The 24,429-nt window shown below is 42.1% G+C and carries 27 protein-coding genes; 26 read left to right on the forward strand and 1 reads right to left on the reverse strand.

The window, feature by feature from the left end:
• Nucleotides 1–152: 152 nt before the first annotated feature.
• The 7 genes from ACTHRG_RS21040 to ACTHRG_RS21070 all read left to right on the forward strand — a co-directional run bounded on the left by ACTHRG_RS21040 (nt 153) and on the right by ACTHRG_RS21070 (nt 5,570).
• On the forward strand, nt 153–617 hold the full coding sequence (locus tag ACTHRG_RS21040) for a YpiF family protein (RefSeq protein WP_076260496.1): 465 nt from the start codon (nt 153–155) through the stop codon (nt 615–617).
• Between the two features lie 149 nt (nt 618–766).
• Nucleotides 767–1,273 (forward strand): ubiquinol-cytochrome c reductase iron-sulfur subunit, encoded by a 507-nt coding sequence (locus tag ACTHRG_RS21045; RefSeq protein ID WP_048008301.1) that lies wholly within the window; start codon nt 767–769, stop codon nt 1,271–1,273.
• A 3-nt stretch (nt 1,274–1,276) separates the two neighbouring features.
• Nucleotides 1,277–1,951: a menaquinol-cytochrome c reductase cytochrome b subunit gene (gene qcrB / locus ACTHRG_RS21050; RefSeq protein WP_035330156.1), complete on the forward strand. Its 675-nt coding sequence runs from the start codon at nt 1,277–1,279 to the stop codon at nt 1,949–1,951.
• Nucleotides 1,952–1,994: 43 nt separating this feature from the next.
• Nucleotides 1,995–2,762 carry a menaquinol-cytochrome c reductase cytochrome b/c subunit gene (locus ACTHRG_RS21055; RefSeq protein WP_076260498.1) on the forward strand — a complete coding sequence of 256 codons (768 nt, stop codon included), beginning with the start codon at nt 1,995–1,997 and terminating at the stop codon, nt 2,760–2,762.
• A gap of 121 nt (nt 2,763–2,883) precedes the next feature.
• Entirely contained in the window at nt 2,884–3,480 is a 597-nt protein-coding gene (locus ACTHRG_RS21060; protein WP_076260501.1) for a DUF1405 domain-containing protein, read from the forward strand.
• Between the two features lie 330 nt (nt 3,481–3,810).
• Nucleotides 3,811–4,587 (forward strand): sporulation protein YpjB, encoded by a 777-nt coding sequence (gene ypjB / locus ACTHRG_RS21065; RefSeq protein WP_048008305.1) that lies wholly within the window; start codon nt 3,811–3,813, stop codon nt 4,585–4,587.
• 302 nt (nt 4,588–4,889) lie between these two features.
• The gene (locus ACTHRG_RS21070) at nt 4,890–5,570 is read left to right on the forward strand and encodes a zinc metallopeptidase (protein WP_048008306.1); all 681 of its coding nucleotides are present in this window, start codon (nt 4,890–4,892) and stop codon (nt 5,568–5,570) included.
• 64 nt (nt 5,571–5,634) lie between these two features.
• Here the strand turns inward: ACTHRG_RS21070 and ACTHRG_RS21075 are convergent, their stop codons facing one another.
• Nucleotides 5,635–6,507 (reverse strand): YitT family protein, encoded by an 873-nt coding sequence (locus ACTHRG_RS21075; RefSeq protein ID WP_076260504.1) that lies wholly within the window; start codon nt 6,505–6,507, stop codon nt 5,635–5,637.
• Nucleotides 6,508–6,721: 214 nt separating this feature from the next.
• Here ACTHRG_RS21075 and ACTHRG_RS21080 point away from each other — a divergent pair, with 214 nt between their 5' ends.
• From ACTHRG_RS21080 to ACTHRG_RS21170, 19 genes are all read left to right on the forward strand, one after another.
• On the forward strand, nt 6,722–7,054 hold the full coding sequence (locus tag ACTHRG_RS21080; protein WP_440231892.1) for a nucleotide pyrophosphohydrolase: 333 nt from the start codon (nt 6,722–6,724) through the stop codon (nt 7,052–7,054).
• A gap of 13 nt (nt 7,055–7,067) precedes the next feature.
• Nucleotides 7,068–7,871: a 4-hydroxy-tetrahydrodipicolinate reductase gene (gene dapB, locus ACTHRG_RS21085; protein WP_076260509.1), complete on the forward strand. Its 804-nt coding sequence runs from the start codon at nt 7,068–7,070 to the stop codon at nt 7,869–7,871.
• A gap of 14 nt (nt 7,872–7,885) precedes the next feature.
• The gene (mgsA, locus tag ACTHRG_RS21090) at nt 7,886–8,308 is read left to right on the forward strand and encodes a methylglyoxal synthase (protein WP_076260512.1); all 423 of its coding nucleotides are present in this window, start codon (nt 7,886–7,888) and stop codon (nt 8,306–8,308) included.
• A complete protein-coding gene (gene bshB1, locus ACTHRG_RS21095; protein ID WP_076260514.1) occupies nt 8,295–9,011 on the forward strand; it encodes a bacillithiol biosynthesis deacetylase BshB1 in 717 nt (238 codons plus the stop codon). The genes mgsA and bshB1 overlap by 14 nt, the downstream gene beginning before the upstream one ends.
• On the forward strand, nt 9,008–10,150 hold the full coding sequence (gene bshA / locus ACTHRG_RS21100) for an N-acetyl-alpha-D-glucosaminyl L-malate synthase BshA (protein WP_076260516.1): 1,143 nt from the start codon (nt 9,008–9,010) through the stop codon (nt 10,148–10,150). Before bshB1 ends, bshA begins: the two co-directional genes overlap by 4 nt.
• Nucleotides 10,150–11,358: a CCA tRNA nucleotidyltransferase gene (locus tag ACTHRG_RS21105; RefSeq protein ID WP_440231893.1), complete on the forward strand. Its 1,209-nt coding sequence runs from the start codon at nt 10,150–10,152 to the stop codon at nt 11,356–11,358. Before bshA ends, ACTHRG_RS21105 begins: the two co-directional genes overlap by 1 nt.
• The gene (locus ACTHRG_RS21110; RefSeq protein WP_083675395.1) at nt 11,331–12,314 is read left to right on the forward strand and encodes a biotin--[acetyl-CoA-carboxylase] ligase; all 984 of its coding nucleotides are present in this window, start codon (nt 11,331–11,333) and stop codon (nt 12,312–12,314) included. The genes ACTHRG_RS21105 and ACTHRG_RS21110 overlap by 28 nt, the downstream gene beginning before the upstream one ends.
• 269 nt (nt 12,315–12,583) lie before the next feature.
• On the forward strand, nt 12,584–13,420 hold the full coding sequence (gene panB / locus ACTHRG_RS21115) for a 3-methyl-2-oxobutanoate hydroxymethyltransferase (RefSeq protein WP_335687261.1): 837 nt from the start codon (nt 12,584–12,586) through the stop codon (nt 13,418–13,420).
• Nucleotides 13,417–14,274 carry a pantoate--beta-alanine ligase gene (gene panC / locus ACTHRG_RS21120; protein ID WP_440231895.1) on the forward strand — a complete coding sequence of 286 codons (858 nt, stop codon included), beginning with the start codon at nt 13,417–13,419 and terminating at the stop codon, nt 14,272–14,274. Before panB ends, panC begins: the two co-directional genes overlap by 4 nt.
• Before the next feature lie 13 nt (nt 14,275–14,287).
• Nucleotides 14,288–14,671 (forward strand): aspartate 1-decarboxylase, encoded by a 384-nt coding sequence (panD, locus tag ACTHRG_RS21125; protein ID WP_076260528.1) that lies wholly within the window; start codon nt 14,288–14,290, stop codon nt 14,669–14,671.
• A gap of 168 nt (nt 14,672–14,839) precedes the next feature.
• Nucleotides 14,840–17,641: an ATP-dependent DNA helicase DinG gene (gene dinG / locus ACTHRG_RS21130; RefSeq protein ID WP_440231897.1), complete on the forward strand. Its 2,802-nt coding sequence runs from the start codon at nt 14,840–14,842 to the stop codon at nt 17,639–17,641.
• Nucleotides 17,642–17,788: 147 nt separating this feature from the next.
• Nucleotides 17,789–18,637: an ATP-dependent DNA helicase gene (locus ACTHRG_RS21135; RefSeq protein WP_440231898.1), complete on the forward strand. Its 849-nt coding sequence runs from the start codon at nt 17,789–17,791 to the stop codon at nt 18,635–18,637.
• Between the two features lie 303 nt (nt 18,638–18,940).
• Nucleotides 18,941–19,111, forward strand: coding sequence for a YpmA family protein (locus ACTHRG_RS21140; RefSeq protein ID WP_009332715.1), 171 nt, complete (start codon nt 18,941–18,943; stop codon nt 19,109–19,111).
• Between the two features lie 15 nt (nt 19,112–19,126).
• Nucleotides 19,127–19,600, forward strand: coding sequence for a cell wall elongation regulator TseB-like domain-containing protein (locus tag ACTHRG_RS21145; protein WP_076260536.1), 474 nt, complete (start codon nt 19,127–19,129; stop codon nt 19,598–19,600).
• 57 nt (nt 19,601–19,657) lie between these two features.
• A complete protein-coding gene (locus tag ACTHRG_RS21150; protein WP_440231920.1) occupies nt 19,658–20,842 on the forward strand; it encodes a pyridoxal phosphate-dependent aminotransferase in 1,185 nt (394 codons plus the stop codon).
• A 166-nt stretch (nt 20,843–21,008) separates the two neighbouring features.
• Complete coding sequence (gene asnS / locus ACTHRG_RS21155; protein ID WP_175609139.1) at nt 21,009–22,301, forward strand: asparagine--tRNA ligase; 1,293 nt, start codon at nt 21,009–21,011, stop codon at nt 22,299–22,301.
• Between the two features lie 178 nt (nt 22,302–22,479).
• Nucleotides 22,480–23,190, forward strand: coding sequence for a DnaD domain protein (locus tag ACTHRG_RS21160; protein WP_440231899.1), 711 nt, complete (start codon nt 22,480–22,482; stop codon nt 23,188–23,190).
• A gap of 50 nt (nt 23,191–23,240) precedes the next feature.
• Nucleotides 23,241–23,897 (forward strand): endonuclease III, encoded by a 657-nt coding sequence (nth, locus tag ACTHRG_RS21165; protein ID WP_076260547.1) that lies wholly within the window; start codon nt 23,241–23,243, stop codon nt 23,895–23,897.
• A complete protein-coding gene (locus ACTHRG_RS21170) occupies nt 23,894–24,415 on the forward strand; it encodes a YpoC family protein (protein WP_440231900.1) in 522 nt (173 codons plus the stop codon). The genes nth and ACTHRG_RS21170 overlap by 4 nt, the downstream gene beginning before the upstream one ends.
• Nucleotides 24,416–24,429 lie beyond the last annotated feature (14 nt).

Consider the following 24,429-nt stretch of genomic DNA (forward strand, 5'->3'; position numbering starts at 1 on the left):
AACCGCCGTATACCGAACGGTACGTACGGTGGTGTGAGAGGTCGGGGGTTAATCACCCCCTCCTACTCGATTGCCTGCATTCTCTGATTTGAAGCATTCTAAGCATTAATGATATATTAAGGAAGGCAAATATATGTAATGGAGTGAATGATATGAAATGGATATCACAGGATATCGACATGTTCCTAAAAGAAAAGCAATATGTAGACACTGCTGTTCTGCCGCTCCTTCCTGTATCATTTGGCGATGATATCAAGCAGTCTGTAGCGATGACTGAATTTATATCGCTTCTAAGTGTGCAGCTTGAAAGGCAATTCAGAGGACGCCTCATCATGCTGCCTGGATATGCCTATCTGAAACCGGCATCAGAAGAGAGTCTGATCAGCGGCTTGGGCCAATGGGAAGCAGAATTGAAGGCACAGGGATTTAAGCATATCTTCCTTTTAACTTCGGACAGCATGTGGAAAACGTTCGAAGACCGGCTGGAAGGAGGTTTGATTTGGCTGCCATCCCTGCCTCTTGAGCATATGGATGAGAATTATCGGAATTCCATTCTGGATGACCAGGTGAAACAGCTGCTGAATCTTTTTGTTCAAAAGTGGCAAAATGGTGAATAGTGTGAATGTTAAGTCGCTCTATTTACATGTTTCGCCAAAGGATTATATTGACCTTGCATAAAGATTGATATATCATTGTTATGTCCTAGTTTTATATTGTGTTGAATTTTGTCCGTTGGACTTAACTTCATAATAGAGGGGGGAAAAGTATGAGCAAAAATCGAGTTTCTAGACGTCAATTCCTGAACTATACACTTACTGGTGTAGGCGGTTTCATGGCAGCAGGCATGCTTATGCCGATGGTCCGTTTTGCGGTTGATCCTGTATTGCAGGCAGCTGGTGAAAGTGATTTTATTCCAACAAAGCAAAAAGTGGCTGAAATTACTGAAAAGCCGACAAGGGTTGATTACACTTACGAGCAGCAGGATGCATGGTACACATCCGAAGTTACCGGCACTGCTTGGGTTTATAAGGATGATAAAGGTGAAATTGTTGCATTGTCTCCAGTATGTAAGCATTTAGGGTGCGTAGTTGACTGGAATACTGACAAGTCAAACCCTGATCATTTCTATTGCCCTTGCCATGGCGGCCTTTATACAAAGGATGGGACAAACGTTCCTGGTACACCGCCGGTTGCATCACTTGATGTATTTCCTTACAAAGAAAAAGATGGCTTCTTGTATTTAGGCAAGGCTGAACCGCGAAAGGAGGCGTAATAATTGTTAAACAAAATTTATGATTGGGTAGATGAGCGTTTAGATATTACGCCGATCTGGCGGGATATTGCTGACCATGAAGTGCCTGAGCATGTAAACCCTGCACATCATTTCTCCGCATTCGTTTACTGTTTTGGCGGTCTGACGTTCTTCGTTACTGTAATTCAAATCTTATCCGGTATGTTCCTGACAATGTACTATGTTCCGGATATCAAAAATGCATGGGAATCCGTGTATTATCTTCAAAACCATGTTGCATTCGGGCAGATTGTCCGCGGAATGCACCACTGGGGAGCAAGTTTGGTAATCGTAATGATGTTCCTACATACGTTACGTGTTTTCTTCCAGGGAGCTTATAAGAAGCCCCGTGAATTAAACTGGGTTGTCGGAGTGCTTATTTTCTTCATAATGCTTGCACTTGGACTTACAGGTTACTTATTGCCTTGGGATATGAAAGCCCTTTTCGCTACAAAAGTAACAATCCAGATTGTAGAATCAACTCCGCTGATTGGAGAATATCTGAAAATACTTATTGCAGGACATTCTGATATTGTCGGCGCGCAGACGATCACCCGATTCTTTGCTATCCATGTATTCTTCTTACCGGCTGCATTATTCGGGTTAATGGCTGCCCACTTTATTATGATTCGTAAGCAGGGTATTTCAGGACCGTTGTAAGAAATAATTTTATGATCATTGCAAAAGGAGGGGAAATCGCCCAATGCATCGTGGTAAAGGTATGAAATTCGTAGGTGACTCTCGTGTTCCTGCAGAACGCAAACCGAATATTCCGAAGGACTATTCGGAATATCCAGGAAAAACAGAAGCATTCTGGCCAAACTTCCTGTTAAAGGAATGGATGGTAGGGGCTGTATTCCTTATCGGTTTCCTATGCTTGACAATTGCGCATGAGCCGCCGTTAGAAAAAATTGCTGATCCAAGTGATACAGCTTATATTCCGCTGCCAGACTGGTACTTCCTGTTCTTGTACCAGCTTCTGAAATACAGCTATGCTTCCGGACCTTATAATGCGATCGGTGCTTTCATTATTCCGGGTCTTGCATTCGGAGCATTGCTGCTTGCACCATTCATTGATCGCGGACCTGAACGCCGTCCGTCCAAGCGTCCTTTAGCAACCGGCTTTATGCTATTGGCTTTAGCCGGCATCACGTATTTGACTTGGGAGTCTGTTGCCCATCATGATTGGGAGGCGGCAGCACAGCAAGGTAAGATTGTGGCTGAAGCAGAGTTTGATAAAGAAGACGAAGGCTACAAGATTTTTGAAGCAAACGGCTGTATTTCCTGCCACGGAGGAGATCTTCAGGGTGGTGCAGGTTCACCTGCACTTGTAGACACTGGGTTAACACCTGAAGAAGTAGCTGACATTGCTAAAAACGGTAAAGGCGCTATGCCTCCAGGAATGTTCAAAGGCTCTGATGAAGAACTTCAAAAGCTTGCTGAATTTATTTCTGGCCTTGAAAGCAAATAATTTAAAAGGAGCTGGCTTTGCCAGCTTCTTTTTTTTGCCCAAAAATTACTCGTTTTTTTACAGGAGTTTGATGTGGTAAAATAATGAAATAATCGTGTACATAAAGAAAAGGAGAAAAAACATGAAATGGATTTATCCTTTATTAGGCAGCAGAGCTATGCTGATACTGCTTCTGATTATTAACACAGCAGGCACCATCTATGGGTATATATGGTATAAGTGGCAGCTGGTAGATACACCGGCTATTTTCTTGCCTTTCGTACCCGACAGCCCTACAGCGAGCCTGTTTTTTATGTTTGTGCTTATCGCCTTTCTAATGGGCAAAAATTGGCCATTGATGGAAGCTTTAGCAATTGTAACCCTTATTAAATACGGAATATGGGCCGTAGTTATGAATTTGCTCGTATTTCAGGTTACAGGTGAATTGGATCCTGTTGCTCTCATGCTGATCTTCTCCCATGGTGCTATGGCAGTCCAGGGTGTTCTTTACGCACCATTCTATCGCTTCAAAACATGGCATCTAGTCATTACGGGTATCTGGACTCTGCACAATGATGTAATTGATTATGTCTTTTTCATGCTTCCCCGCTATCCGATTTTAAATCTTTACACACCGCAAATCGGCTATTTTACATTCTGGCTCAGCATTTTCTCACTAGGAACAGCGTATTACTTCGTCCTAAGAAAGAATCGGTTTAGTCTGGATATTGTGAAATAGCTTTATCAAAGTTTTAATGCGGTTATTCTCATAAATCATGTTGATTTTTAATAACTTAGTTTCATTTACTGAGTTGATTGGAGCGGAGGGCGCTTGACTCCTGCGGGAGGAGGCTCCCGTTCCTCCCCGCGGAAAGCAAGTGCCCGCAGCGGAAATCAACGAGCATAATTCGCAGCAAAAAATACCTTTGAGAAATGGACCTTTAATATAAAAGTTGTAATGACTCCTGGCACGCAAATTAAATATAATAGTTCCCGAAATTATTTTCTGGTCTAACCTTGTCCCTCTTTTCATATTTATCTAATAGTAATTTGAGGGGGGACAAGTTTGATGAGGCGAAAAGTAATCGCATTCTTATTCATTATTATGTTATTGCCTGGAATGGTGTCTGCAGATAAGACAACAAAAATAGATAAATTAGATCAATTATCTAATGAAGCTTTACAGATGGTTAAGCTTCACAGGTATGAGGATGCCAAGAAGCTGTTGGAGTATTTCTCCGAGCAATTCGTTGCTGTAAACGGCAAGGATAGGCCATTTACAATGGACGAACTGCGGATTATTACCGTCTCTCATGATGATGCTGTACAAGCTGCGGTAAATACATCTATGAGCCACGAGGAACGGCTGAATCATGCTACAAAATTCCGCCTCGTAATGGATGCGATTTCCTCCAAATATCAGCCTTTATGGACTGAAATGGAGAAGCCGATCATGTCAGTGTTTGGTGAGGTCAAGGAAGCGGCATACAGCGGCAATAACGAGAACTTCCATTCACGTTTGAATTCCTTTTTGTCTTTATATGAGGTTATTTATCCCAGTCTGAAGATTGATGTGGATGCAGAAAAGGTACAAAAACTTAACGCCCGCATAAATTTTATCGATCATTATCGGCCGCAGGTGCTTTCCCAGCAGGCAAGCCAGCAGGAACTTGCTGCATTGGAAAATGATCTGCAGACTATCTTTGATGAAATGACAGAGGATGAAACGGATCCATCCCTCTGGTGGGTGATCATCTCAACAGGGAGCATAATCATCATTACATTATCTTACGTAGGTTGGAGAAAATATAAGGGAGACAGGGCAAGACAAAAAAATCGATCTTAATAAGAAAAGCGGAAGCACTTTGCTCACCCCCGACAAGCACAAGACGAGCCTCACGGAAAGGCGTTCTTTGCCTTTTTGGGGGAATCCGCTTGTGACCTCGAGGGGGTAGGTGCTGGAGCTAGACAGGCCTCGAAGTTCAAAAATTTATACACTCTTATCTTTGAACAAAAAGAATAATGAGAGTCTTTTCCCGTTTTGTAATCAAGATAAAAGGGAAAAGATAGGCAGAGCGATTTGTATGCTGGATAACTGCAGGCCAGCGGTTGAAATTCACCATGATCAGCTTATTGGGAGGTAACAGAATGGGAGGATATCTCATTTATTTTGCAATAATTATTCTTGTTCCGCTTTGGGCACAAATGAAAGTAAAGGGAGCTTACAGCAAATATTCAAAAGTTCCTTCATCCACGCAAATGAGGGGTGCTGAAGTAGCCAGAAGAATTCTGGATGAGAATGGTCTATATAAAGTTGGCGTTGAAGAAACCAGGGGGCACCTAACAGATCATTATGATCCGCGATCCAAGACAGTCAGACTTTCAGCAACAAATTATCATGGCCATTCTGTGGCTGCAGCTGCCATTGCAGCCCATGAAGTTGGCCATGCTATCCAGGATAATCAGGATTACGCTTTTCTGCGTTTCCGCCATGCACTCGTACCTGTTGCGAATCTTGGTTCAAACTTCTCCTGGATTTTAATCATGATCGGTTTTTTTGCTGGGTTGAGCGGTATGGTGCTGCTTGGAATTATCTTCATGGCAGCTGCAGTGGTTTTTCAGGTGATCACACTTCCGGTAGAGTTCAATGCTTCCAATCGTGCGATGGATCAGGTAGTATCCCTTGGAATTATCAGAAACGATGAAGAAAGAGAGACTAAGAAAGTATTGAATGCAGCTGCGTTGACATATGTGGCGGCAGCAGCCGTGGCTGTGCTGGAATTGCTGCGTTTAATTCTTATTTACACAGGAATGACCAGATCTGAGTAAAAAGCCGGCAATGCCGGCTTTTTTAATGAAAAAAAGTGATGCCCTTGGGACATCACATTGATTTTTAGCGTTCAACCGGCTTTTTATTTTCATCCAAAGTAAAGCCTTCTCCCAGCACGTCATGTACAGCTGTGACAGAAACAAATGCATGGGGATCAACAGAAGTAATCGCATTTTTTAACCGCACAATTTCATTGCGGCCGACAACACAATACAATACTTCCCGCTCTTTTTTTGTGAAAGAACCGTGTCCTTTTAACACGGTAACGCCCCGATCCATTTCTTTCATGATTTTATCGGCAATTGCATCGTTTTGTTCTGATATGATCATGGCCCCTCTTGCTGCATAAGCCCCTTCCTGCATGAAATCAATTACTTTTGCACCCACAAAAACAGCAACCAGCGTATACATGGCTTCCCTGTAGTTCAAATATGTAATTAATGATAGGGCAATCACAAAAAAGTCAAAAATGAACATTGTCTTTCCCATGCTGACTCCAGCATATTTATGTACAAGCCTGGCAATTATATCAACTCCGCCTGTTGTGCCTCCAAACCTGAAAATGGTGCCAAGGCCGATCCCGATAAAAACACCCGCGAATAAGGAAGCAAGAGTCAAATCCTCTTTTAATGGCATTTCAATCTGGTAACGCTGAAAAATCCATAGGAATAGGGACACACCGACCGTTCCGATGATGGTATAAAGAAAAACATTCCTTCCCAGTAGTTTCCATCCGATAAAGAAAAGAGGTATATTTAGCAGAAGGTTAGTATAGGAAGGGTCCCACTCGAAAAGGAAGTATAAAAGCAGGGTAATACCAGTGAAACCGCCTTCAGCCAAGTTATTTTGCATATTAAAGTGAACAAGGCCCCATGAAAAAATGGCCGAGCCAAGCAAAATGAAAAAAATATTCTTAAATTTCAATCCATAAAACATATTATCCCTCCGCTGCCTGAATATCACAATACCAAAGCGTATCTAATTATATAAGATACAGATTATAAGAGCAATAACATCAAAGGATAAGAAGCGGCAGACAGACCATCTATAAGCAATGATAAAAAATATTTGTAAAATGGCTGAGCTATAGCTTAACATGAAAAGTGGAAATCCCGTATATAGAACATGTAATAAAAACAGAGGTGAAAGTATGGAGAGACCAAAAACAATGAAAGACATGCAAACAGACGTTGACAAATACATAAGCCAATTTAAAGAAGGTTATTTCAGCCCATTGGCCATGCTTGCAAGGATGACCGAGGAACTTGGGGAACTATCCAGGGAAGTGAACCATCACTATGGTGAAAAACCAAAAAAATCCACAGAGGAAGAAAAGGCTATCGAGGATGAGCTTGGAGATATGCTCTTTGTTCTAATATGCTTTGCTAATTCCTTAAATATTGACTTAGAAGAAGCGCACGATCGTGTCATGGAAAAATTCAGCACACGCGATAAAGACAGATGGACAAGAATTGAAGAGTAGAGGAGAGAGGAAAATGGATAAAGTAAAAGTTATTATAGCGGGACCCCGGGGGAGGATGGGAAGCGAAGCCGTCCAGCTTGTTAATCGAACTGAGAACTATGAGTTAGCTGCCGTGATCGACCATAAAAATGGCGGTGGCTTTCTTAGCGATTTTGAAGGCTTCTCGCAATTTGGCCATGTTCCGGTGTACACAGATCTGGCCCTAGCCTTTCAGGAGCTGAGTCCCGACGTACTGATCGATTTGACAACTCCGGAAGTAGGAATGTTCCATACAAAAACTGCCTTGGAATATGGTGTAAGGCCAGTTGTGGGAACAACAGGATTTTCGAAGGATAATCTGAAAGAGCTTGAAGAACTTTGCCATGAAAAAGGAATTGGCTGCATTATTGCCCCAAACTTTGCACTTGGTGCTGTATTAATGATGAAATTCTCCCAATTGGCAGGAAGGTATTTTAATGATGTGGAAATTATTGAGCTGCACCATGACCAGAAATTGGATGCTCCATCTGGTACTGCAGTTAAAACAGCGGAGATGATTGCTGATGTAAGAACGAAAAAGGAGCAGGGGCACCCGGAGGAGAAGGAAACGATTCCTGGTGCCAGAGGTGCAAATTTCGATGGCATGCATATACATTCTGTACGCCTGCCCGGCCTGATTGCTCATCAGCAGGTGATGTTCGGCTCTGAGGGCCAGACATTGACCATCCGTCATGACTCATATAATAGAGCTTCCTTTATGTCAGGAGTAAAACTTGCTGTTGATACGGTTTTGAAAATTGATACACTCGTTTATGGTCTCGAAAATATTATCGATTAGAAAGGGGTGCCGACATGAATATTGCCTTAATAGCCCATGATAAGAAAAAGGATGATATTGTAAGATTTACGATCGCCTATAAATCCATTCTTGCTGAACATACCCTTTATGCTACCGGAACAACCGGTTCCCGCATCATGAAAGAAACTGGCCTTTCCATTCATCGTTTTCAGTCCGGACCACTTGGCGGGGACCAGGAAATTGGTGCTTTAATTGCCAACAATAAAATGGATGTTGTGTTTTTCTTCAGAGATCCTCTGACTGTTCAGCCTCATGAACCGGATGTCTCAGCTTTGGTGCGCCTCTGTGACGTATATGCTGTGCCGCTCGCGACCAATATGGGCACAGCTGAAATTATTATTAAAGGCCTTGAACGCAATGATTTATCCTGGAGAAATATTGTAAGTGAAAAAGGTGACATGAATGAACCCGGATAACCTCGATATTTTGGCATTTGGCGCGCATGCTGATGATGTTGAAATCGGCATGGGCGGCACAATTGCCAAATTTGCCTCTATCGGCAAAAAGATTGGAATATGTGACTTAACTCAGGCAGAGCTTTCTTCCAATGGGACGATTGAAATCCGTAAAGACGAATCGCTGAAAGCAGCAGGCATTCTGGGAGTTAGTGTCCGTGAGAATCTTAATCTGCCTGACAGGGGCTTATTTTATAACCAGGAATACATAAAAAAGATTGCTGAAATGATCCGCAAATATAGGCCTGCCCTTGTGTTTGCGCCATATATGGAGGACAGGCATCCAGACCACGGGCATTGTGCCCGCCTAGTGGAAGAAGCCGTCTTTTCAGCCGGAATCAAGAAATATGAAACAGGCGGCAATTTTGCTCCGCATAAAGTGAAAAGCCTGCACTTTTACATGATAAATGGCTTCCATAAGCCTGACTTCCTAATCGATATCTCTTCATTTATGGATAAAAAAATTGCAGGTCTCGAGTCCTATCAGAGTCAATTTGCAAAAAGCCCAGGTTCATTTGATACACCGCTTGTCAACGGTTATATTGAAACTGTTGCAGCGAGGGAAAGTTTATTTGGAAAACAGGCAGGGGTGCAATATGCAGAAGGTTTTAAAGTGAAGAATCCCTTACTGGTAAATATGGATATATTCGGTGGAGAAATATGAGAAAAAAATTAAAAATAGGTATAACCTGCTATCCCACGGTGGGAGGTTCAGGTGTTGTAGCAACAGAATTAGGGAAAATGCTTGCCGAAAAAGGCCATGAAATACATTTTATTTCATCAAGCCTCCCTTTTAGACTAAAAAGGATGTACCCCAATATTTTTTATCATCAGGTGGATGTCAATCAATACTCCGTATTTCAATATGCTCCTTACGATATCGCGCTGGCAAGTAAAATGGCGGAAGTGATAAAACGCGAGGGCCTTGATCTGCTGCACGTGCATTATGCGATTCCCCATGCAGTTTGCGCGATTCTGGCAAAGCAGATGAGCGGTACAGACATTAAGATTGTTACCACCCTTCATGGAACAGATATTACAGTTCTCGGGTACGACCCATCCCTTACAGATGCGATACGTTTTGGAATCGAAAAGTCTGATGGAGTTACAGCTGTTTCCAAAGCTTTAATATCACAAACTTATGACCTGATCAAACCTGATAAGTCCATAAGAGCAGTTTATAACTTTATAGATGAAAGAATATACAGGAAAACCGATTCTCTTTACCTAAAAGAAGAATATGGAATAAAAGCTGATGAAAAGGTGATCATCCATGTATCTAACTTCCGCGGTGTAAAGCGGGTGCCTGATGTTGTGAAGGCCTTTGCAAAAATTTCTGAAGAAGTTCCTTCAAAGCTGCTATTAGTAGGAGACGGACCGGAAATGAGCGTTATATGCAGACTGGTGAATGACCTGAAGCTTAAAGACAAGGTTTTGTTTTTGGGAAAGCAGGACAATGTGGAGGAGCTTTACAGCATCAGTGATTTAATGCTCTTATTATCGGAAAAGGAAAGCTTTGGACTTGTTGCTCTTGAGGCAATGGCATGCGGAGTGCCATGCATCGGTACTGATGTCGGTGGAATTCCCGAAGTAATCAGTGATGGTGAGACCGGCTATATTTGCACTTTGGGCGATATAACTGAAATCTCGCTAAAAGCGATTAAATTGCTTACTGATGAGAAACTGCTAGAACGGTTCTCTTCACAATCCATTTCGCTTGCAAAGGACAGTTTCAGTGCCGGCCGCATTGTCAGTCAATATGAAGAGCTATATTATGAACTTTTGGAAAAAGGTGACCTTTGATGAATGAAGCTTTTGCAAAGGCAGTTCCTGTGCTCGAGAAGCTTGAGGATGCAGGTTTTGAGGCCTATTTTGTAGGAGGCTCTGTCAGGGATTATATACTTGGAAAAGAAATTGCAGACGTTGATATTGCAACTTCGGCTACCCCGGACGAAGTAAAAGCCATATTTTCAAGAACACTTGATGTGGGTATTGAGCATGGCACTGTGGTGGTACTATACCATGGCATACCCTATGAAATTACAACCTTCCGAACAGAGGCTGAATACCTGGATTTTAGGCGGCCTTCAGAAGTGCAATTTATCAGATCACTGGAAGAGGATTTGAAAAGAAGAGATTTTACGATGAACGCGATGGCCATGGATAAAGAAGGGCTGATTATCGATCCTTTTAACGGGAGGGGCGCTATAGAGGGAAAAAAAATTTGCACTGTAGGCAAGCCGGCTGAGAGATTTACTGAAGATGCCCTTCGAATGATGAGAGCAGTCCGCTTTTTTAGCCAGCTGGCATTTGAGATTGAAAGAAACACTTATGATGCTTTGGCATCCCTGTCACATTTACTTGAAAACATAGCAGTTGAAAGAAAGCTGGCAGAGTTCGAAAAGTTATTAGCGGGAACCGGCAGGATGAAAGCTCTTAAGGTCATTGCGGAAACAGGATTGTCTAATTATCTGCCAAAAATGTCAGGCTTCCAACAGGAATTAAAAGAGGCGGAGAAATATAATGCAGCTGATCTGACAGGAGATGAAATGTGGGCCTTTCTTGTGTATAACTTTAAGTTGGACCAGTCACAGGCTGAAGATTTTCTGAAGAACTGGAAACTGCCTGTAAAGAGAACAAAAAGGATAGTTTCGATTATCAGCTGGATCCGGTACAGAGCCAAAAACCAGTGGGAGGCCTATTCCCTTTATCAGGCAGGGGACAAATCCCTGAATGCGGAACGGGTCCTTAACGTAATCTTGCATGAGGACTCAAGCAGGGGAACAGACAGCCTGCTGAGTCAATATAATTCTCTGCCGATTAAAGAAAGAAGCGACCTTCAGCTTACTGGAGATCAGCTGATGAATTGGTTTGGCAAACCTCCTGGTCCCTGGATTAAAGCGGAGCTTGAAAAAACCGAAAAAGCAGTCTTGCGCGGCGAAGTGAGTAATAGCAATGAATCCATAAGGGAGTGGCTCATAAAGTGCAATCAGAAATCAGGAACAAATTGATTGATGCTTTTACGAAAAGCAATGAGGAATATCTTTCAGGCCAGTATTTAGCTGACCTGATTGGATGTTCAAGAACGGCTGTATGGAAGCATATTGAGGAGCTGAGGAAAGAAGGCTTTGAATTGGAAGCGGTCAGAAGAAAAGGTTATCGGATAATAAAAACACCTGAAAAAGTTACCCCTGATGAAATCAGGCTTGGTTTGCAGACTGAGACCCTTGGACGCCAGATTCATCATGAAGAAAGTGTTGATTCAACTCAGAAGATTGCCCATCGCCTTGCATACGAGGGTGCGCAGGAAGGAACGGTCGTTATTGCGGAAGAACAGCTTTCAGGCAGGGGGAGAATGGACAGGAGATGGCATTCTCCCAAATCAACAGGCATATGGATGAGTGTTATTCTAAGGCCGAACATTCCACCGCCGAAAGCTCCGCAGCTTACACTGATTACAGCAGTGGCTGTTGTACAGGCAATTGAAGAGCTGACCAATTTAACACCGCAAATTAAATGGCCGAATGATATTTTGATGAACGGGAAGAAGGTTACAGGAATTCTGACAGAACTGCAGGCGGATGCCGACCGGATTATTTCTATTATCATAGGAATTGGCATCAACGTTAACCAGCAGCTTGATGATTATCCCGATGAACTTAAAGAAATTGCCACTTCATTATCCATTGAAAAAGGCGAAAAGCTTTCAAGAGCTGAGTTGATTAAAATCCTGCTTGGCAAACTGGAAAACCTGTATAAACTTTATTTAGATAAGGGCTTTTATCCGATTAAGCTTTTATGGGAAAGTTATGCGGTCAGCATTGGGAAAAATCTTACTGCTAGAACGATTACCGGAAGCATATATGGCAAGGCCCTTGGAATTACCGAAGATGGGGTCCTGATGATTGAGGACAGCAGCGGGAAAATCCATCACGTATATTCTGCAGACATTGAGCTGGATGTATAGAATGCCGGCCTGAAAGTTTTTATAGCCAACTCATTTCCCTTTTTGATATACTTTTTATGGGCAGTATCCTTAACAGAACTGCACCTTTTTTAAGGAAACACAAATATAATATATCTGCCTAGATCCAAAAAAGTGGACCGGGACAGAGGGATGAACTGATATATGAGCTAATGTAAAATCCTTCTGCCGACAGAAGGATTTTTTTAATGTTCTGTTTTTTTAAACTCATTAAAGTTTTATTGCCTCTTCCTGCATAAGGAGGACGAATGATGAAGCAAACAACAGACTTTTTAAAAATGAAGGAAAATGATGAGAAAATTGTCATGCTGACCGCCTATGATTTCCCTGCTGCCAAACAGGCTGAAAAGGCCAATGTGGACATGATACTTGTTGGGGATTCGCTGGGGATGGTAGTGCTGGGCTATGATTCAACCGTTCCTGTTACGATGGAGGATATGATTCATCACGGAAAAGCTGTTAAACGGGGGGCACAACATACATTCATTGTAATTGACATGCCGTTTATGAGCTATCATTTATCCGTGAAAGACACACTGTTAAATGGAGCAAGGCTCATTCAGGAGACTGGTGCACATGCTGTTAAGCTTGAAGGCGGTGATGAAGTTGCACAACAAATCATGGCCTTAACAAAAGCAGGCATTCCTGTTGTTGCCCACCTCGGACTGACACCACAATCCGTTGGCGTCCTGGGTGGCTATAAGGTCCAGGGGAAAAACGCTGAAGCAGCCAGAAAGCTGATTGATGATGCCAGGGAATGTGAGAGAGCCGGAGCCTTTGCTCTTGTCCTTGAGTGTGTTCCAAAACAGCTGGCAAAGCAGATCACGGAAGAATTGACGATTCCAGTCATTGGAATCGGGGCCGGCAAGGATACCGATGGACAGGTCCTTGTGTACCATGATGTATTAGGATACGGTGTAGATCGTGTTCCAAAGTTCGTGAAACAGTATGAAAACCTGAACCCGATTATCGGCGACAGCCTTACTAAGTATTCCGCTGAAGTGAAGAATGGAGCATTTCCTGATGATTCCCATTCTTTCAGGATGAAAGAGGAAGAGCTGCTGAGTCTGTATGGAGGAAAAGCATGAGAACGATTACTGATATAAGAGAAATGCAAAGGATTGCTTTACAGCTTAAGAGGGAAGGAAAAACAATCGGGTTTGTCCCGACAATGGGCTATTTGCATGAAGGCCATCTCTCGTTATTACGGAATGCCAGGAAAGAAAACGATGTTACAGTGGTCAGCATCTTTGTTAATCCGCTGCAATTTGGACCTAAAGAAGATTTAGCGACATATCCAAGGGATTTAGAGCGTGACAGCAGCCTTGCAGAGAAAGAGGGCTGCGATTATCTTTTCTTTCCTTCAGCAGAAGATATGTATCCTGCAGCACTGTCGGTAACGGCTAAGGTACAGGAGCGGACAGATGTGTTATGCGGAAAATCACGGCCAGGGCATTTTGATGGTGTTGCCACAGTCCTGATAAAACTGTTCAACATTGTTCAGCCGGATAAAGTGTATTTCGGGATGAAGGATGCCCAGCAGGTGGCCGTCGTTGACGGGCTTGTAAGAGATTTTAATATTCCAGTGGAGATTGTCCCTGTTCAGACGGTCAGGGAAGAAGATGGTCTAGCTAAGAGCTCACGGAACGTACATCTTCTGCCGGCAGAACGCGACCAGGCCTCTGCTCTCCATCAAAGCCTTAAAATGGCGGAGTCTCTAATAACTGAAGGGGAGTACGATCCAGTCAAGATTCTCAGCATCATAAGGGGATTTATTGAAAAAAACACAAGCGGGGAAATAGATTACATTGAAATTCTATCCTATCCTGATCTTAAACAGCTTACCCGTCTCGAAGAGAAAATCATTATCGCTATGGCCGTTAAATTCACAAAGGCCCGTTTAATAGATAACGCAATAATATCAGTGAGAAAAGAAAGTTAAGGGAGGAAGCAGCATGTTTCGCACCATGATGAATGGCAAGATCCATCGTGCAACAGTAACAGAAGCCAATCTGAATTATGTTGGCAGCATCACAATTGATACGGACATAATTGAAGCGGTAGGAATGGCGCCCAATGAAAAGGTTCAGATCGTCAATAATAACAATGGTGCAAGATTTGAAACCTATATTATTCCAGGGGAAAGAGGCAGCGGAGTAATCTGCGTAAACGGGGCAGCTGCACGTCTTGTCCAGGAAGGCGATATAGTCATTATCATTTCATATGCTCTTGTTCCTGATGAAAAGGTGCCTTATCATGAACCGAAGGTAGCCATAATGGACAGCAAGAATCGGATCGCTGACATGATACATGCAGAGCCGGAAAGTACAGTGCTATAATGTATTTTAACCAGAGCGGAACTCTTAAGGAGCTTCGGCTCTTTTTTATAATAGTCAGTGAATAAGGGACCTGAGCAGGTGAAAGAAAATAAAGAGGGAAAAGTATTTGCCTTTTTCTTTTTCCGTTTTTATGATACCTTTTGAATGACTGAATATGAGGTGTTAGCCATGGGTAATAAATATGTCGTAGTTGATTTGGAAACAACCGGGAACGCCCCGAAAAAAGGCGATAAAATAATACAATTCGCTGCTGTGGTAATCGAAAACGGAAAAATTACTGAGCAATACTCCTCCCTTATAAACCCGGAGCAATCTATTCCCCCTTTCATAGAAGAACTGACAGGTTTGTCAGATGAAATGGTCGAGGATGCCCCGCTTTTTTCGGAGATTGCCCCTAAAGTCCTGACTTTGCTTGAGGGTGCCTATTTTGTGGCACACAATGTTCTGTTTGATTTGTCTTTTTTACAGGAAGAATTGATTGAGGCAGGATATAACGGATTTTACGGTCCTGTTCTCGATACAGTGGAGATGGCCCGAATCCTTTTTCCTACCGCAGATAGCTACAAATTATCGGATCTGTCACTCCGGGAAGGATTAAATCATGAACGCCCCCATCAGGCAGACAGCGATGCATATGTTACCGCTGAGCTCCTGTTAATATTATTAAACAAGCTTAAAAATCTTCCTCACACCACCATAGAACGGCTTCATAAGCTGTCTGGAGGCTTAAAGAGTGATCTTGATATATTATTGGACCAGCACATTTTAACTAATGATAGCAAGATTGAGCAATTGGCAGATGATATTGAAGTTCACAGAGGCATTGCTTTAAAAAAAGGAACGGAACGACAGGAGTCTGCAGGATCCAGACTTCAGGCCTTTCCTTTCTGTGAAGAGGAAAAACAGGCATTGTTCGTTAAAGCTTTCCCGTCCTATGAAAAAAGGCAAGGCCAGTTTATCATGATGGATTCGGTTTATGAAGCCTTCAAAAATAAACAGCATGCATTAATAGAGGCAGGAACTGGTGTTGGGAAATCCCTGGCATACCTTGTTCCGGCGGCTTTACATGCAAAGGAGAGCGGCAGAACTGTCATTATCAGTACATATACAACACAGCTGCAGGAGCAGCTGCTTTCAAAGGATGTTCCTCTGCTGCAAAAAATGCTTTCATTCCCGCTTAGTGCTGTATTGCTGAAGGGAAGAAGCCACTATATCAGCCTAGCGAAGTTCGTTCAAACACTAAGAGATGATGACGATAATTATGATACAATCCTCAGCAAAATGCAGATTCTTGTATGGCTCCTGGAGACTGACACGGGTGATATTGATGAATTAAACCTGTCAAGCGGCGGGATGATTTACTGGAGCAGAATAAAGAATGATGAAACAGCTTTTTTGCAGGATAAGTCGTGGATATCGAGAGATTTTTATCTGAGGGCAAGAAAGGAAGCACAAAAGGCAGATATCATTATTACGAATCATTCACTGCTATTAACGGATCTTACTGCAAGTACTGCTATTTTGCCGGAATTCAGCCATGTGGTGATCGATGAAGGGCATCATTTTGTTAAGGCTTCCGGGAAACATTTTGGAAACAAGCTGGATTATTTATCAGTGCGGCTGATGCTTGGACAAATTGGAATGATGGAACAGAAACAGCTCTACTATAAGCTTGAGAAGCTGGTGGAAGAGAAAGCAGGGACACGGGATGATTTCCTGCATTCTTTTGAAGTCAACCAATTAATAGCTGATATTCTTCATGAAATGGATGAATTGTTCAGAGTAATAGCGATGTATGCTAAGAAGAACAATAAAGCCAAAAAAAGCGTAAATCGAATCTCAGTGAGATTTACTAAAAGTGCTGCCAATAAGGAAACGAAGGCTGTATTAGCGGGTGCCGAACGTTTTGGATTTATGCTTAAGGATTTAATCCAGGCCATAGAAAGTCGTGTATGCGCAGTTTCAGCAATTAAATCGGCCCTGTCTCTTGAGGAAAAGGCATTAATGGAGGAAGTGGTTTCAATTTTGGATGATTTGCGGGATATGAATGAAGACTTAAAGCATATCTTTCATTTGCCGGCCGCCGAATTTGTTGTATGGATAGAAATGGATACGCGCGCAGCACAAAATGCCACAACGGTTTATGCACAGCCTGTATCGGTTTCTGAATACCTCAATGATCAATTCTTCAGCCAAAAGGAAAGTGCGGTCATTACATCTGCCACTTTATCTGTAAAAAATTCCTTTAGCTTTATCGTAAAAGAATTAGGGCTGGAGGAACAGCAATGCACTCTAAAGCAAATTCAATCTCCTTTTGATTATCAGAATCAGGTTAAGCTCGTAGTTTCTGATGATTTGCCTGAAGTTAATGCAGTACCGCTGGAGGAGTATGTGGCATCCATTACCGAGCATATTATTTCAATTGCGGAAGCTGCAAAGGGAAGAATGCTGATTCTTTTCACTTCACATGAAATGTTAAGGAAAACCCATGAACTTATCAAGGAATCAGGATTTCTGGAGGACTATGCTATCATCGCCCAGGGTGTGACAAGCGGGAGCAGATCAAGGCTAACGAGAAATTTCCAGCGTTTTGATAAAGCCATCCTCCTGGGGACAAGCAGCTTTTGGGAAGGTGTGGATATCCCGGGTGAGGATCTTTCCTGTCTTGTAATTGTAAGACTGCCTTTTTCACCGCCTGATGAACCGATGGCACAGGCAAAGAGTGAGCAAATTGCCAATAAAGGAAAAAATCCGTTTTCCGAATACTCATTGCCCGAGGCAATTATCCGTTTTAAGCAGGGGGTAGGGAGATTAATCCGAACAAGTTCCGACAGGGGAGTCATCGTAATATTTGACAGGAGAATCATCACCGCAAGGTATGGGAAAGCATTCCTGGATTCCATTCCTCCCATTCCTGTCAAGAAAAGCAATATTGATGAAATTGTTGATTTGATTAATAATTGGCTATAAACGTTTCGTGTATTTTCATTTTCATTCCTTTATGATGAACAAAGATCTGTAATGCAGGATAAATTTAGATGATTAACACATCATAAATTTGATGGGTTTTAATAAACCCTCAGTCTGCTTTTGTTTCAATGTAGGAGGAATGGAAAGATGAACGTGCTGTTCGCCTTTATGCTGCTGTTTGCGAATTGGTATTACATACCGAAAGATTCACCGGCAGTTCCTGTTAAAGTGGAAAGCATTGACTTAAAATTAAAAAGTGATGAACTGGCTTTTACGTTTTTTTCTCTATCGGATGGCGAGTCTGCCTTAATTCATCATGGAAATGACGAAAAAATCCTCATTAACACCGGCGGGCAGGGAACTGAGGGTGAATTAAGAAAGCTCCTTGAATTATATGGCGTTAATCGGATTTCAGCAGTCATCCTGACAAATAAAGAATTATATAATAAGGCAAGCCTTAAATGGCTTATCAAAAACTTCGGGGTAAGGGAAATTATAGCGAATGAATCTGCCCTTTCAGAGCTGAAGTCTGAAAAAGGAATAAGTGATCTCGATTTTCATGCCTGGAATCAAAATGCTAAGCAGCAGCTTTTTCCGGGATTACATGCAGAAGTTTTATACGAAGGCAGTGACCTGGGTGAAGGAATGGATATTTCCTTTATATTTAAAAGACATCGGATATTGTTTATGAACTCGACAAGTCCGGAAGCCAAAGAATTTCTTATGGAAAAAGAGTTATCGAATGTTAATATTGTTAAACTTCCTGCATTTGGAGGGGATGGCTCTATATCAGAAGAGATGATTAAACATCTGGATCCCCAGATCGCTATTCTTTTTTACAGACCATCTATAAAACATGATTCAGATCTGTTCCGGCTGTTAAATGATGCCTGGGTTGATGTATATTATACAAGAAAGCACGGTACGGTCACCATCAAATTTACAGACGTTAATTATGAGCTATTCACGATTTTCCCGGGTGAGGAGTTCAAATAAACAGAAAATGAACCTTCACGAAAAATTCCCAGGGAAGATTTTGTGAAGGCAATTAATTTTTGGCGGCTAATTAGTGTAACTCAGCTAAGTTCTTGCCTTTTGAAAAGGAAGGTAACGAAAAAGCTGCGCTTATGGCGCAGCATGACGTGGTGGACCAGAAGAAAATTTGTATTGTTTTAATACCAGTTGATCATTTCTGCTGTTATACTGTTACTGAGAATTATTTCTTTGTAAAGTTAGTTTAACCTTAACGGTTGGGTATATAAGTTACAAATATTGTAGAGGCTGAGGAGGAATTCCAGAATGGAAAGCAAAATTGAGGTTTTATCTACGGTGAAGATCCAGCAAAGCCCGGATCTGTATAAAATTGTTGATGCACTGAACAGAACGTTAAAAGAAAAAGACTTGATGTTCGGTTTGGCGCTTGATCAGGAAGACCAAAATAAAGCGATTTTTACGATTTATCGTACATAAAAGAGTGATGGAGACATGAAAAAAATATTATGGGGTATCCTTATTCTGCTTGCTATAAGCATTGGAGCAGGCTCTTTCATTTACTTAAACAGTATGAAGCCAGTGAGGGCAGCAGAATCAAAGGCAGTTGAGCTTGCAAAACAGGAAACGGATCTTGCTGAAGCTGAAGACTTCAACTTATATCATGGAACTGAGACCTTCTATGTGATTGAAGGCAAAGACCATGATGGTACAAGCATATATGTCTGGGTTCCGGAAAAAAAAGGAAAAATCGTCTCACTGAAGCAATCCGATGGAATTTCCAAAAATGAAGCCATTAACAGGCTCAAGCAGGAGAAGAATTCTGCTGAGATCGTGTCTGTTCGGCTGGGGATGGAGAAAAATATTCCATTATGGGAAATTCATTACCGTTCCGGCAGTAATTTAATAAATTATTACTATATAGATTTTAAAACAGGGGAATGGCTGAAAAAAATTGAAAACCTGTAGCCATAGGCATTCACCGCCACAGTGCAGGAGAAAATCGGGAGGAAGCAAGCAATGGAGATTCAATTGGCACAAAGAGTAAAAGCATTAACACCATCAACAACTCTGGCAATCACTGCTAAAGCAAAAGAACTAAAGGCCCAGGGACATGATGTTATCGGATTGGGAGCAGGCGAACCGGATTTTAATACGCCACAGCATATCATTGATGCTGCAGTGAAATCCATGAATGAGGGTCATACAAAATATACACCATCGGCAGGTCTTCCAGCATTAAAGAAAGAAATCGCAAACAAGTTTAAAATAGATCAGGGACTTGAATATGATGCTTCACAAATCATCGTAACCAATGGGGCAAAGCATGGCTTATATACACTGTTCCAGGTATTGCTGAATGAAGGGGATGAAGTCATTATCCCGATTCCATATTGGGTCAGCTATCCTGAACAGGTTAAACTAGCCGGGGGTGTTCCTGTTTATGCAGAGGGAAGAGAAGAAAATGACTTTAAAATCACTCCGGAACAGCTGTCCAAAAGCATAACTGACAAAACCAAAGCTGTTATTATCAACTCTCCTAGCAACCCGACTGGCATGCTTTATTCTGCTGAGGAATTAAAGGAGCTTGGCGAGGTATGTTTGAAGCATAATGTGCTGATTGTATCTGATGAAATTTATGAAAAACTGGTTTATGGCAGCCATCAGCATACTTCGATTGCTGAGCTTTCACCAGAGCTTAAGGAACAAACCATTATAATTAACGGGGTATCCAAATCTCATTCTATGACAGGCTGGAGAATTGGATATGCTGCAGGCAATAAAAGTATTATCAAAGCTATGACCAACCTTGCCAGCCACAGTACATCCAACCCGACAACAACAGCACAATATGGCTCGATCGCTGCATATGCCGGGCCGCAGGATACATTGGAAGAAATGAGAGAAGCATTCGAACATCGACTAAACGTTATCTACGATAAATTAATCAGCATTCCGGGCTTTACCTGTGTAAAGCCACAAGGTGCATTTTATCTGTTTCCTAATGTAAAAAAGGCAGCAGAACTGACCGGATTTGCGAGTGTCGATGAATTTGTGGAGGCGCTTCTGGAGGAAGCGATGGTTGCAGTTATTCCTGGATCAGGTTTTGGCGCTCCGGATAATATCCGTTTATCCTATGCAACTTCTCTTGAGTTATTAGAAAAGGCAGTGGAACGGATGCATGGATTTGTTGAAAAGAACTTAAAATAATAGTAAAACGGGAAAGCCGGATCGTATCCGGCTTCCTTCTATGTTTTCAGCCTAATTAGAGCGATTAATAATTTACTGTTATTGCTTGTCAATGTCCTTGAAGGTATAATATATAGCGATACATAAGAAGTGATTGCTTAGATTTTTTTGGAGGGAACTTAAATTGATAAAAACAACAATTTCTCAAGTTCATAAATATGTTGATCAGGAAGTTACCATCGGTGCTTGGATTGCCAACAAGCGTTCAAGCGGGAAGATTGCGTTTTTGCAGCTGCGCGATGGTACAGGATTTATTCAAGGTGTTGTAGTAAAAGCGGAAGTGCCGGAGGAAATCTTCCAAGGTGCTAAATCAGTCACTCAGGAATCCTCTGTATATGTGACGGGCAGAATCCAAAAGGACGAGCGTTCTCCTTTCGGATTTGAAATGCTGGTGACAGGCCTTGAAGTTCTTCATCAGGCTGTCGATTATCCTATTACGCCAAAAGAGCATGGAACTGAATTCCTTATGGATAATCGCCACTTGTGGCTGCGGTCCCGCCGTCAGCATGCAGTCATGAAAATCAGAAATGAAATTATCCGGGCAACTTATGAGTTTTTCAATGAGCAAGGGTTTTCCAAGGTTGATCCGCCAATTCTGACGGGCAGCGCACCGGAAGGAACGTCCGAGCTTTTTGCGACCAAGTATTTTGATGAAGATGCTTATTTATCCCAAAGCGGCCAGCTTTATATGGAAGCAGCTGCGATGGCTCTTGGAAGAGTATTTTCATTCGGTCCGACTTTCCGTGCTGAAAAGTCAAAAACCCGCCGTCATTTAATCGAATTTTGGATGATTGAACCTGAAATGGCTTTCTGTGAATTTGATGAAAACTTAAAGGTTCAGGAAGAATATGTTGCTCATATTGTTCAGTCCGTACTTAAGAATTGTCCAATTGAACTTAAAACACTTGGCCGTGATACAGAAAAGCTTGAAAAAATTACAGCACCATTCCCGCGTATCACGTATGATGAGGCAATTAAGTTTCTTCAGGAAAAAGGCTTCGATGATATTCAGTGGGGAGACGACTTTGGAGCACCGCATGAAACAGCTATTGCAGAAAGCTATGATAAGCCAGTCTTTATCACGCACTATCCAACTTCACTGAAGCCTTTCTATATGCAGCCGGATCCTGCAAGAGAAGATGTTGTACTATGTGCCGACTTGATTGCTCCTGAAGGATATGGTGAAATCATCGGCGGCTCTGAGCGGATTCATGATTATGACCTGCTTAAGCAGCGCATAGATGAACATAAATTAGATTTGGATGCTTACAAGTGGTACCTGGAGCTTCGCCAATATGGTTCAGTGCCACATTCCGGATTTGGTCTTGGGCTTGAAAGAACTGTTGCCTGGATCAGCGGCGTCGAGCATGTACGTGAAACAATTCCGTTCCCTCGATTATTAAACCGCCTATATCCATAATAAAAAATGAATTAATAAATAAAGCAAAAATCCGCCTCCCGCGGATTTTTTGCTTCTTCCAGTTTCGTTAGAACATTCAAAAGAAGGCAGTCAAGCTGAATCTTCATGGAAAAGTTACCGTTTTTTCAACTCACTTTGGTCACTATGTTCATGATATACTGAGAAGGAGGTGTCCCGAATGTCCAAAAATAGTTTATTAAAATGGCTGCAGGAAGGTAATATTTCAATACCTGGCGTCCTGCTTTCACAATATAAAGAAATGAATTTGAATGAACATGAACTCGTCCTGATACTTCATGTAATTTCCTATATTGAACATGGGAATAAATTTCCCACCCCTGTAGAATTATCTTCCCGCATGACCATTTCTGTGGCTGAATGCACGGAAATGCTAAGAAAACTAATCCAAAAAGGCTTTATTGATATTAAAGACAGCTACTCTGCCGATGGAATCAGATATGAAAGTTACCATCTTGATCCGCTTTGGGAGAAGCTCATTGATCAGTTTCTGCTCACCGGTAAAAAAGAGGAAGCTGCTAAGATGCAGCAGGAGGAAACAGATCTTTATACCTGCTTTGAAAGGGAGTTTGGCAGGCCGCTTTCACCTTTTGAATGTGAAACACTTGCTCTTTGGATGGATGATGATCACCATGATCCCCATATTATAAAAGCTGCCTTAAGAGAATCTGTCCTGTCCGGTAAATTGAATTTCAGGTATATAGACAGGATTCTTTTTGAATGGAAAAAGAACGGCATAAAAACGATTGAACAGGCTAAAAGCTATGGGAAAAAATTCAGACAGAATCAAGCACAGCAAAGGACGAAGAGGGAGGATACTCCGTCACAGACAACGAAATCTGTTCCCTTTTATAATTGGCTTGAACAGTAAGCAGACACTGCTGCCGAAAAAATAATGAAGATAGTAAGTTGGTGATTTCTTTGTTAAATAAAACACAAATTAGACACTGCCTTGATGCAATGGGAGAAATGTTCCCTGAGGCACATTGCGAATTGAATCATTCCAACCCGTTTGAACTGGTCATAGCAGTGGCACTGTCTGCACAATGTACTGATGCACTGGTTAACAAAGTGACAAGGAACCTGTTCCAAAAGTATAAAACCCCCGAGGATTACCTTCAAGTTTCCATAGAGGAGTTACAGGAGGATATCCGTTCCATTGGTCTTTATCGAAACAAAGCCAAGAATATCCAAAAGCTATGCAGATTGCTTCTCGCTGAATATGGAGGGGTAGTGCCGCGCGACAGAGACGAGCTGACAAAGCTCCCCGGAGTAGGCCGCAAAACAGCTAATGTCGTAGTCTCAGTGGCTTTTGGGGTGCCTGCCATTGCGGTTGATACTCATGTTGAACGAGTCAGCAAAAGGCTTGGTTTCTGCCGCTGGAAGGACTCTGTACTGGAAGTTGAAAAAGCATTGATGAAGAAAGTGCCGTTGGATGAATGGTCAATTACACATCATCGTATGATCTTTTTTGGAAGATATCACTGTAAGGCACAGAATCCTCAGTGTGAAATCTGCCCGCTGCTCGATTTATGCCGCGAAGGAAAAAAACGAATGAAGGTGAAGCAGGCAAAATGACCGGAGAAATCGTCATTCCTGTTAAAGAACAATTATGCCATTCCCTGTTTTATAAAAGGGGTGATTCATTGGCTGTAAAAGAAGAATCTCTTTTCGCTTACCAGCCGCTGCCGCCCTTTTTATATGAAGCGGCTTTTTATGCGGGAATCCCTGCAGTAAGACCTTGGGAAAACAATGCTAAATATATTCCGGTTATGATTGATGAGTGGGCAGGACAGAAGGATCTTCTTGGTATGCACTTCACAAACCGTGACCGGAAAGCTGCATTAGATCCGATGAAAGTATCTTTGGGATTGTTTTTACAGATGCTCTATTGGACAAACCGGAAGCCGGTAAACCTTTTGTCCGATCCCGGAGAGTTGTCAATAAAACCAGTGAATATTAAAGAACGGCTGGATTTCGTTTTTGCACGTCCGGCTTTTTATCATTCTTACATACAGCTGTCTGAACTTATAGACGAAATGGAGAAGCAATGTATGAAGATGCTGGCATTGGAAAAAATGAAGAAAAAGCGCTGATTCAAAGCTGAATC

It is taken from the genome of Cytobacillus sp. SAFR-174 (assembly GCF_051964675.1).
Taxonomy (GTDB): domain Bacteria; phylum Bacillota; class Bacilli; order Bacillales; family Cytobacillaceae; genus Cytobacillus.

Excerpts from the sequence above, each read along its gene's own strand:
- ACTHRG_RS21040 (WP_076260496.1), top strand. The coding sequence starts at position 153 with ATGAAATGGATATCACAGGATATCGACATGTTCCTAAAAGAAAAGCAA.
- ACTHRG_RS21045 (WP_048008301.1), top strand. The coding sequence starts at position 767 with ATGAGCAAAAATCGAGTTTCTAGACGTCAATTCCTGAACTATACACTT.
- ACTHRG_RS21055 (WP_076260498.1), top strand. The coding sequence starts at position 1,995 with ATGCATCGTGGTAAAGGTATGAAATTCGTAGGTGACTCTCGTGTTCCT.
- ACTHRG_RS21060 (WP_076260501.1), top strand. The coding sequence starts at position 2,884 with ATGAAATGGATTTATCCTTTATTAGGCAGCAGAGCTATGCTGATACTG.
- ypjB (WP_048008305.1), top strand. The coding sequence starts at position 3,811 with ATGAGGCGAAAAGTAATCGCATTCTTATTCATTATTATGTTATTGCCT.
- ACTHRG_RS21070 (WP_048008306.1), top strand. The coding sequence starts at position 4,890 with ATGGGAGGATATCTCATTTATTTTGCAATAATTATTCTTGTTCCGCTT.
- ACTHRG_RS21075 (WP_076260504.1), bottom strand. The coding sequence starts at position 6,507 with ATGTTTTATGGATTGAAATTTAAGAATATTTTTTTCATTTTGCTTGGC.
- ACTHRG_RS21080 (WP_440231892.1), top strand. The coding sequence starts at position 6,722 with ATGGAGAGACCAAAAACAATGAAAGACATGCAAACAGACGTTGACAAA.
- dapB (WP_076260509.1), top strand. The coding sequence starts at position 7,068 with ATGGATAAAGTAAAAGTTATTATAGCGGGACCCCGGGGGAGGATGGGA.
- mgsA (WP_076260512.1), top strand. The coding sequence starts at position 7,886 with ATGAATATTGCCTTAATAGCCCATGATAAGAAAAAGGATGATATTGTA.
- bshB1 (WP_076260514.1), top strand. The coding sequence starts at position 8,295 with ATGAACCCGGATAACCTCGATATTTTGGCATTTGGCGCGCATGCTGAT.
- bshA (WP_076260516.1), top strand. The coding sequence starts at position 9,008 with ATGAGAAAAAAATTAAAAATAGGTATAACCTGCTATCCCACGGTGGGA.
- ACTHRG_RS21105 (WP_440231893.1), top strand. The coding sequence starts at position 10,150 with ATGAATGAAGCTTTTGCAAAGGCAGTTCCTGTGCTCGAGAAGCTTGAG.
- panB (WP_335687261.1), top strand. The coding sequence starts at position 12,584 with ATGAAGCAAACAACAGACTTTTTAAAAATGAAGGAAAATGATGAGAAA.
- panC (WP_440231895.1), top strand. The coding sequence starts at position 13,417 with ATGAGAACGATTACTGATATAAGAGAAATGCAAAGGATTGCTTTACAG.
- panD (WP_076260528.1), top strand. The coding sequence starts at position 14,288 with ATGTTTCGCACCATGATGAATGGCAAGATCCATCGTGCAACAGTAACA.
- dinG (WP_440231897.1), top strand. The coding sequence starts at position 14,840 with ATGGGTAATAAATATGTCGTAGTTGATTTGGAAACAACCGGGAACGCC.
- ACTHRG_RS21135 (WP_440231898.1), top strand. The coding sequence starts at position 17,789 with ATGAACGTGCTGTTCGCCTTTATGCTGCTGTTTGCGAATTGGTATTAC.
- ACTHRG_RS21140 (WP_009332715.1), top strand. The coding sequence starts at position 18,941 with ATGGAAAGCAAAATTGAGGTTTTATCTACGGTGAAGATCCAGCAAAGC.
- ACTHRG_RS21145 (WP_076260536.1), top strand. The coding sequence starts at position 19,127 with ATGAAAAAAATATTATGGGGTATCCTTATTCTGCTTGCTATAAGCATT.
- ACTHRG_RS21160 (WP_440231899.1), top strand. The coding sequence starts at position 22,480 with ATGTCCAAAAATAGTTTATTAAAATGGCTGCAGGAAGGTAATATTTCA.
- ACTHRG_RS21170 (WP_440231900.1), top strand. The coding sequence starts at position 23,894 with ATGACCGGAGAAATCGTCATTCCTGTTAAAGAACAATTATGCCATTCC.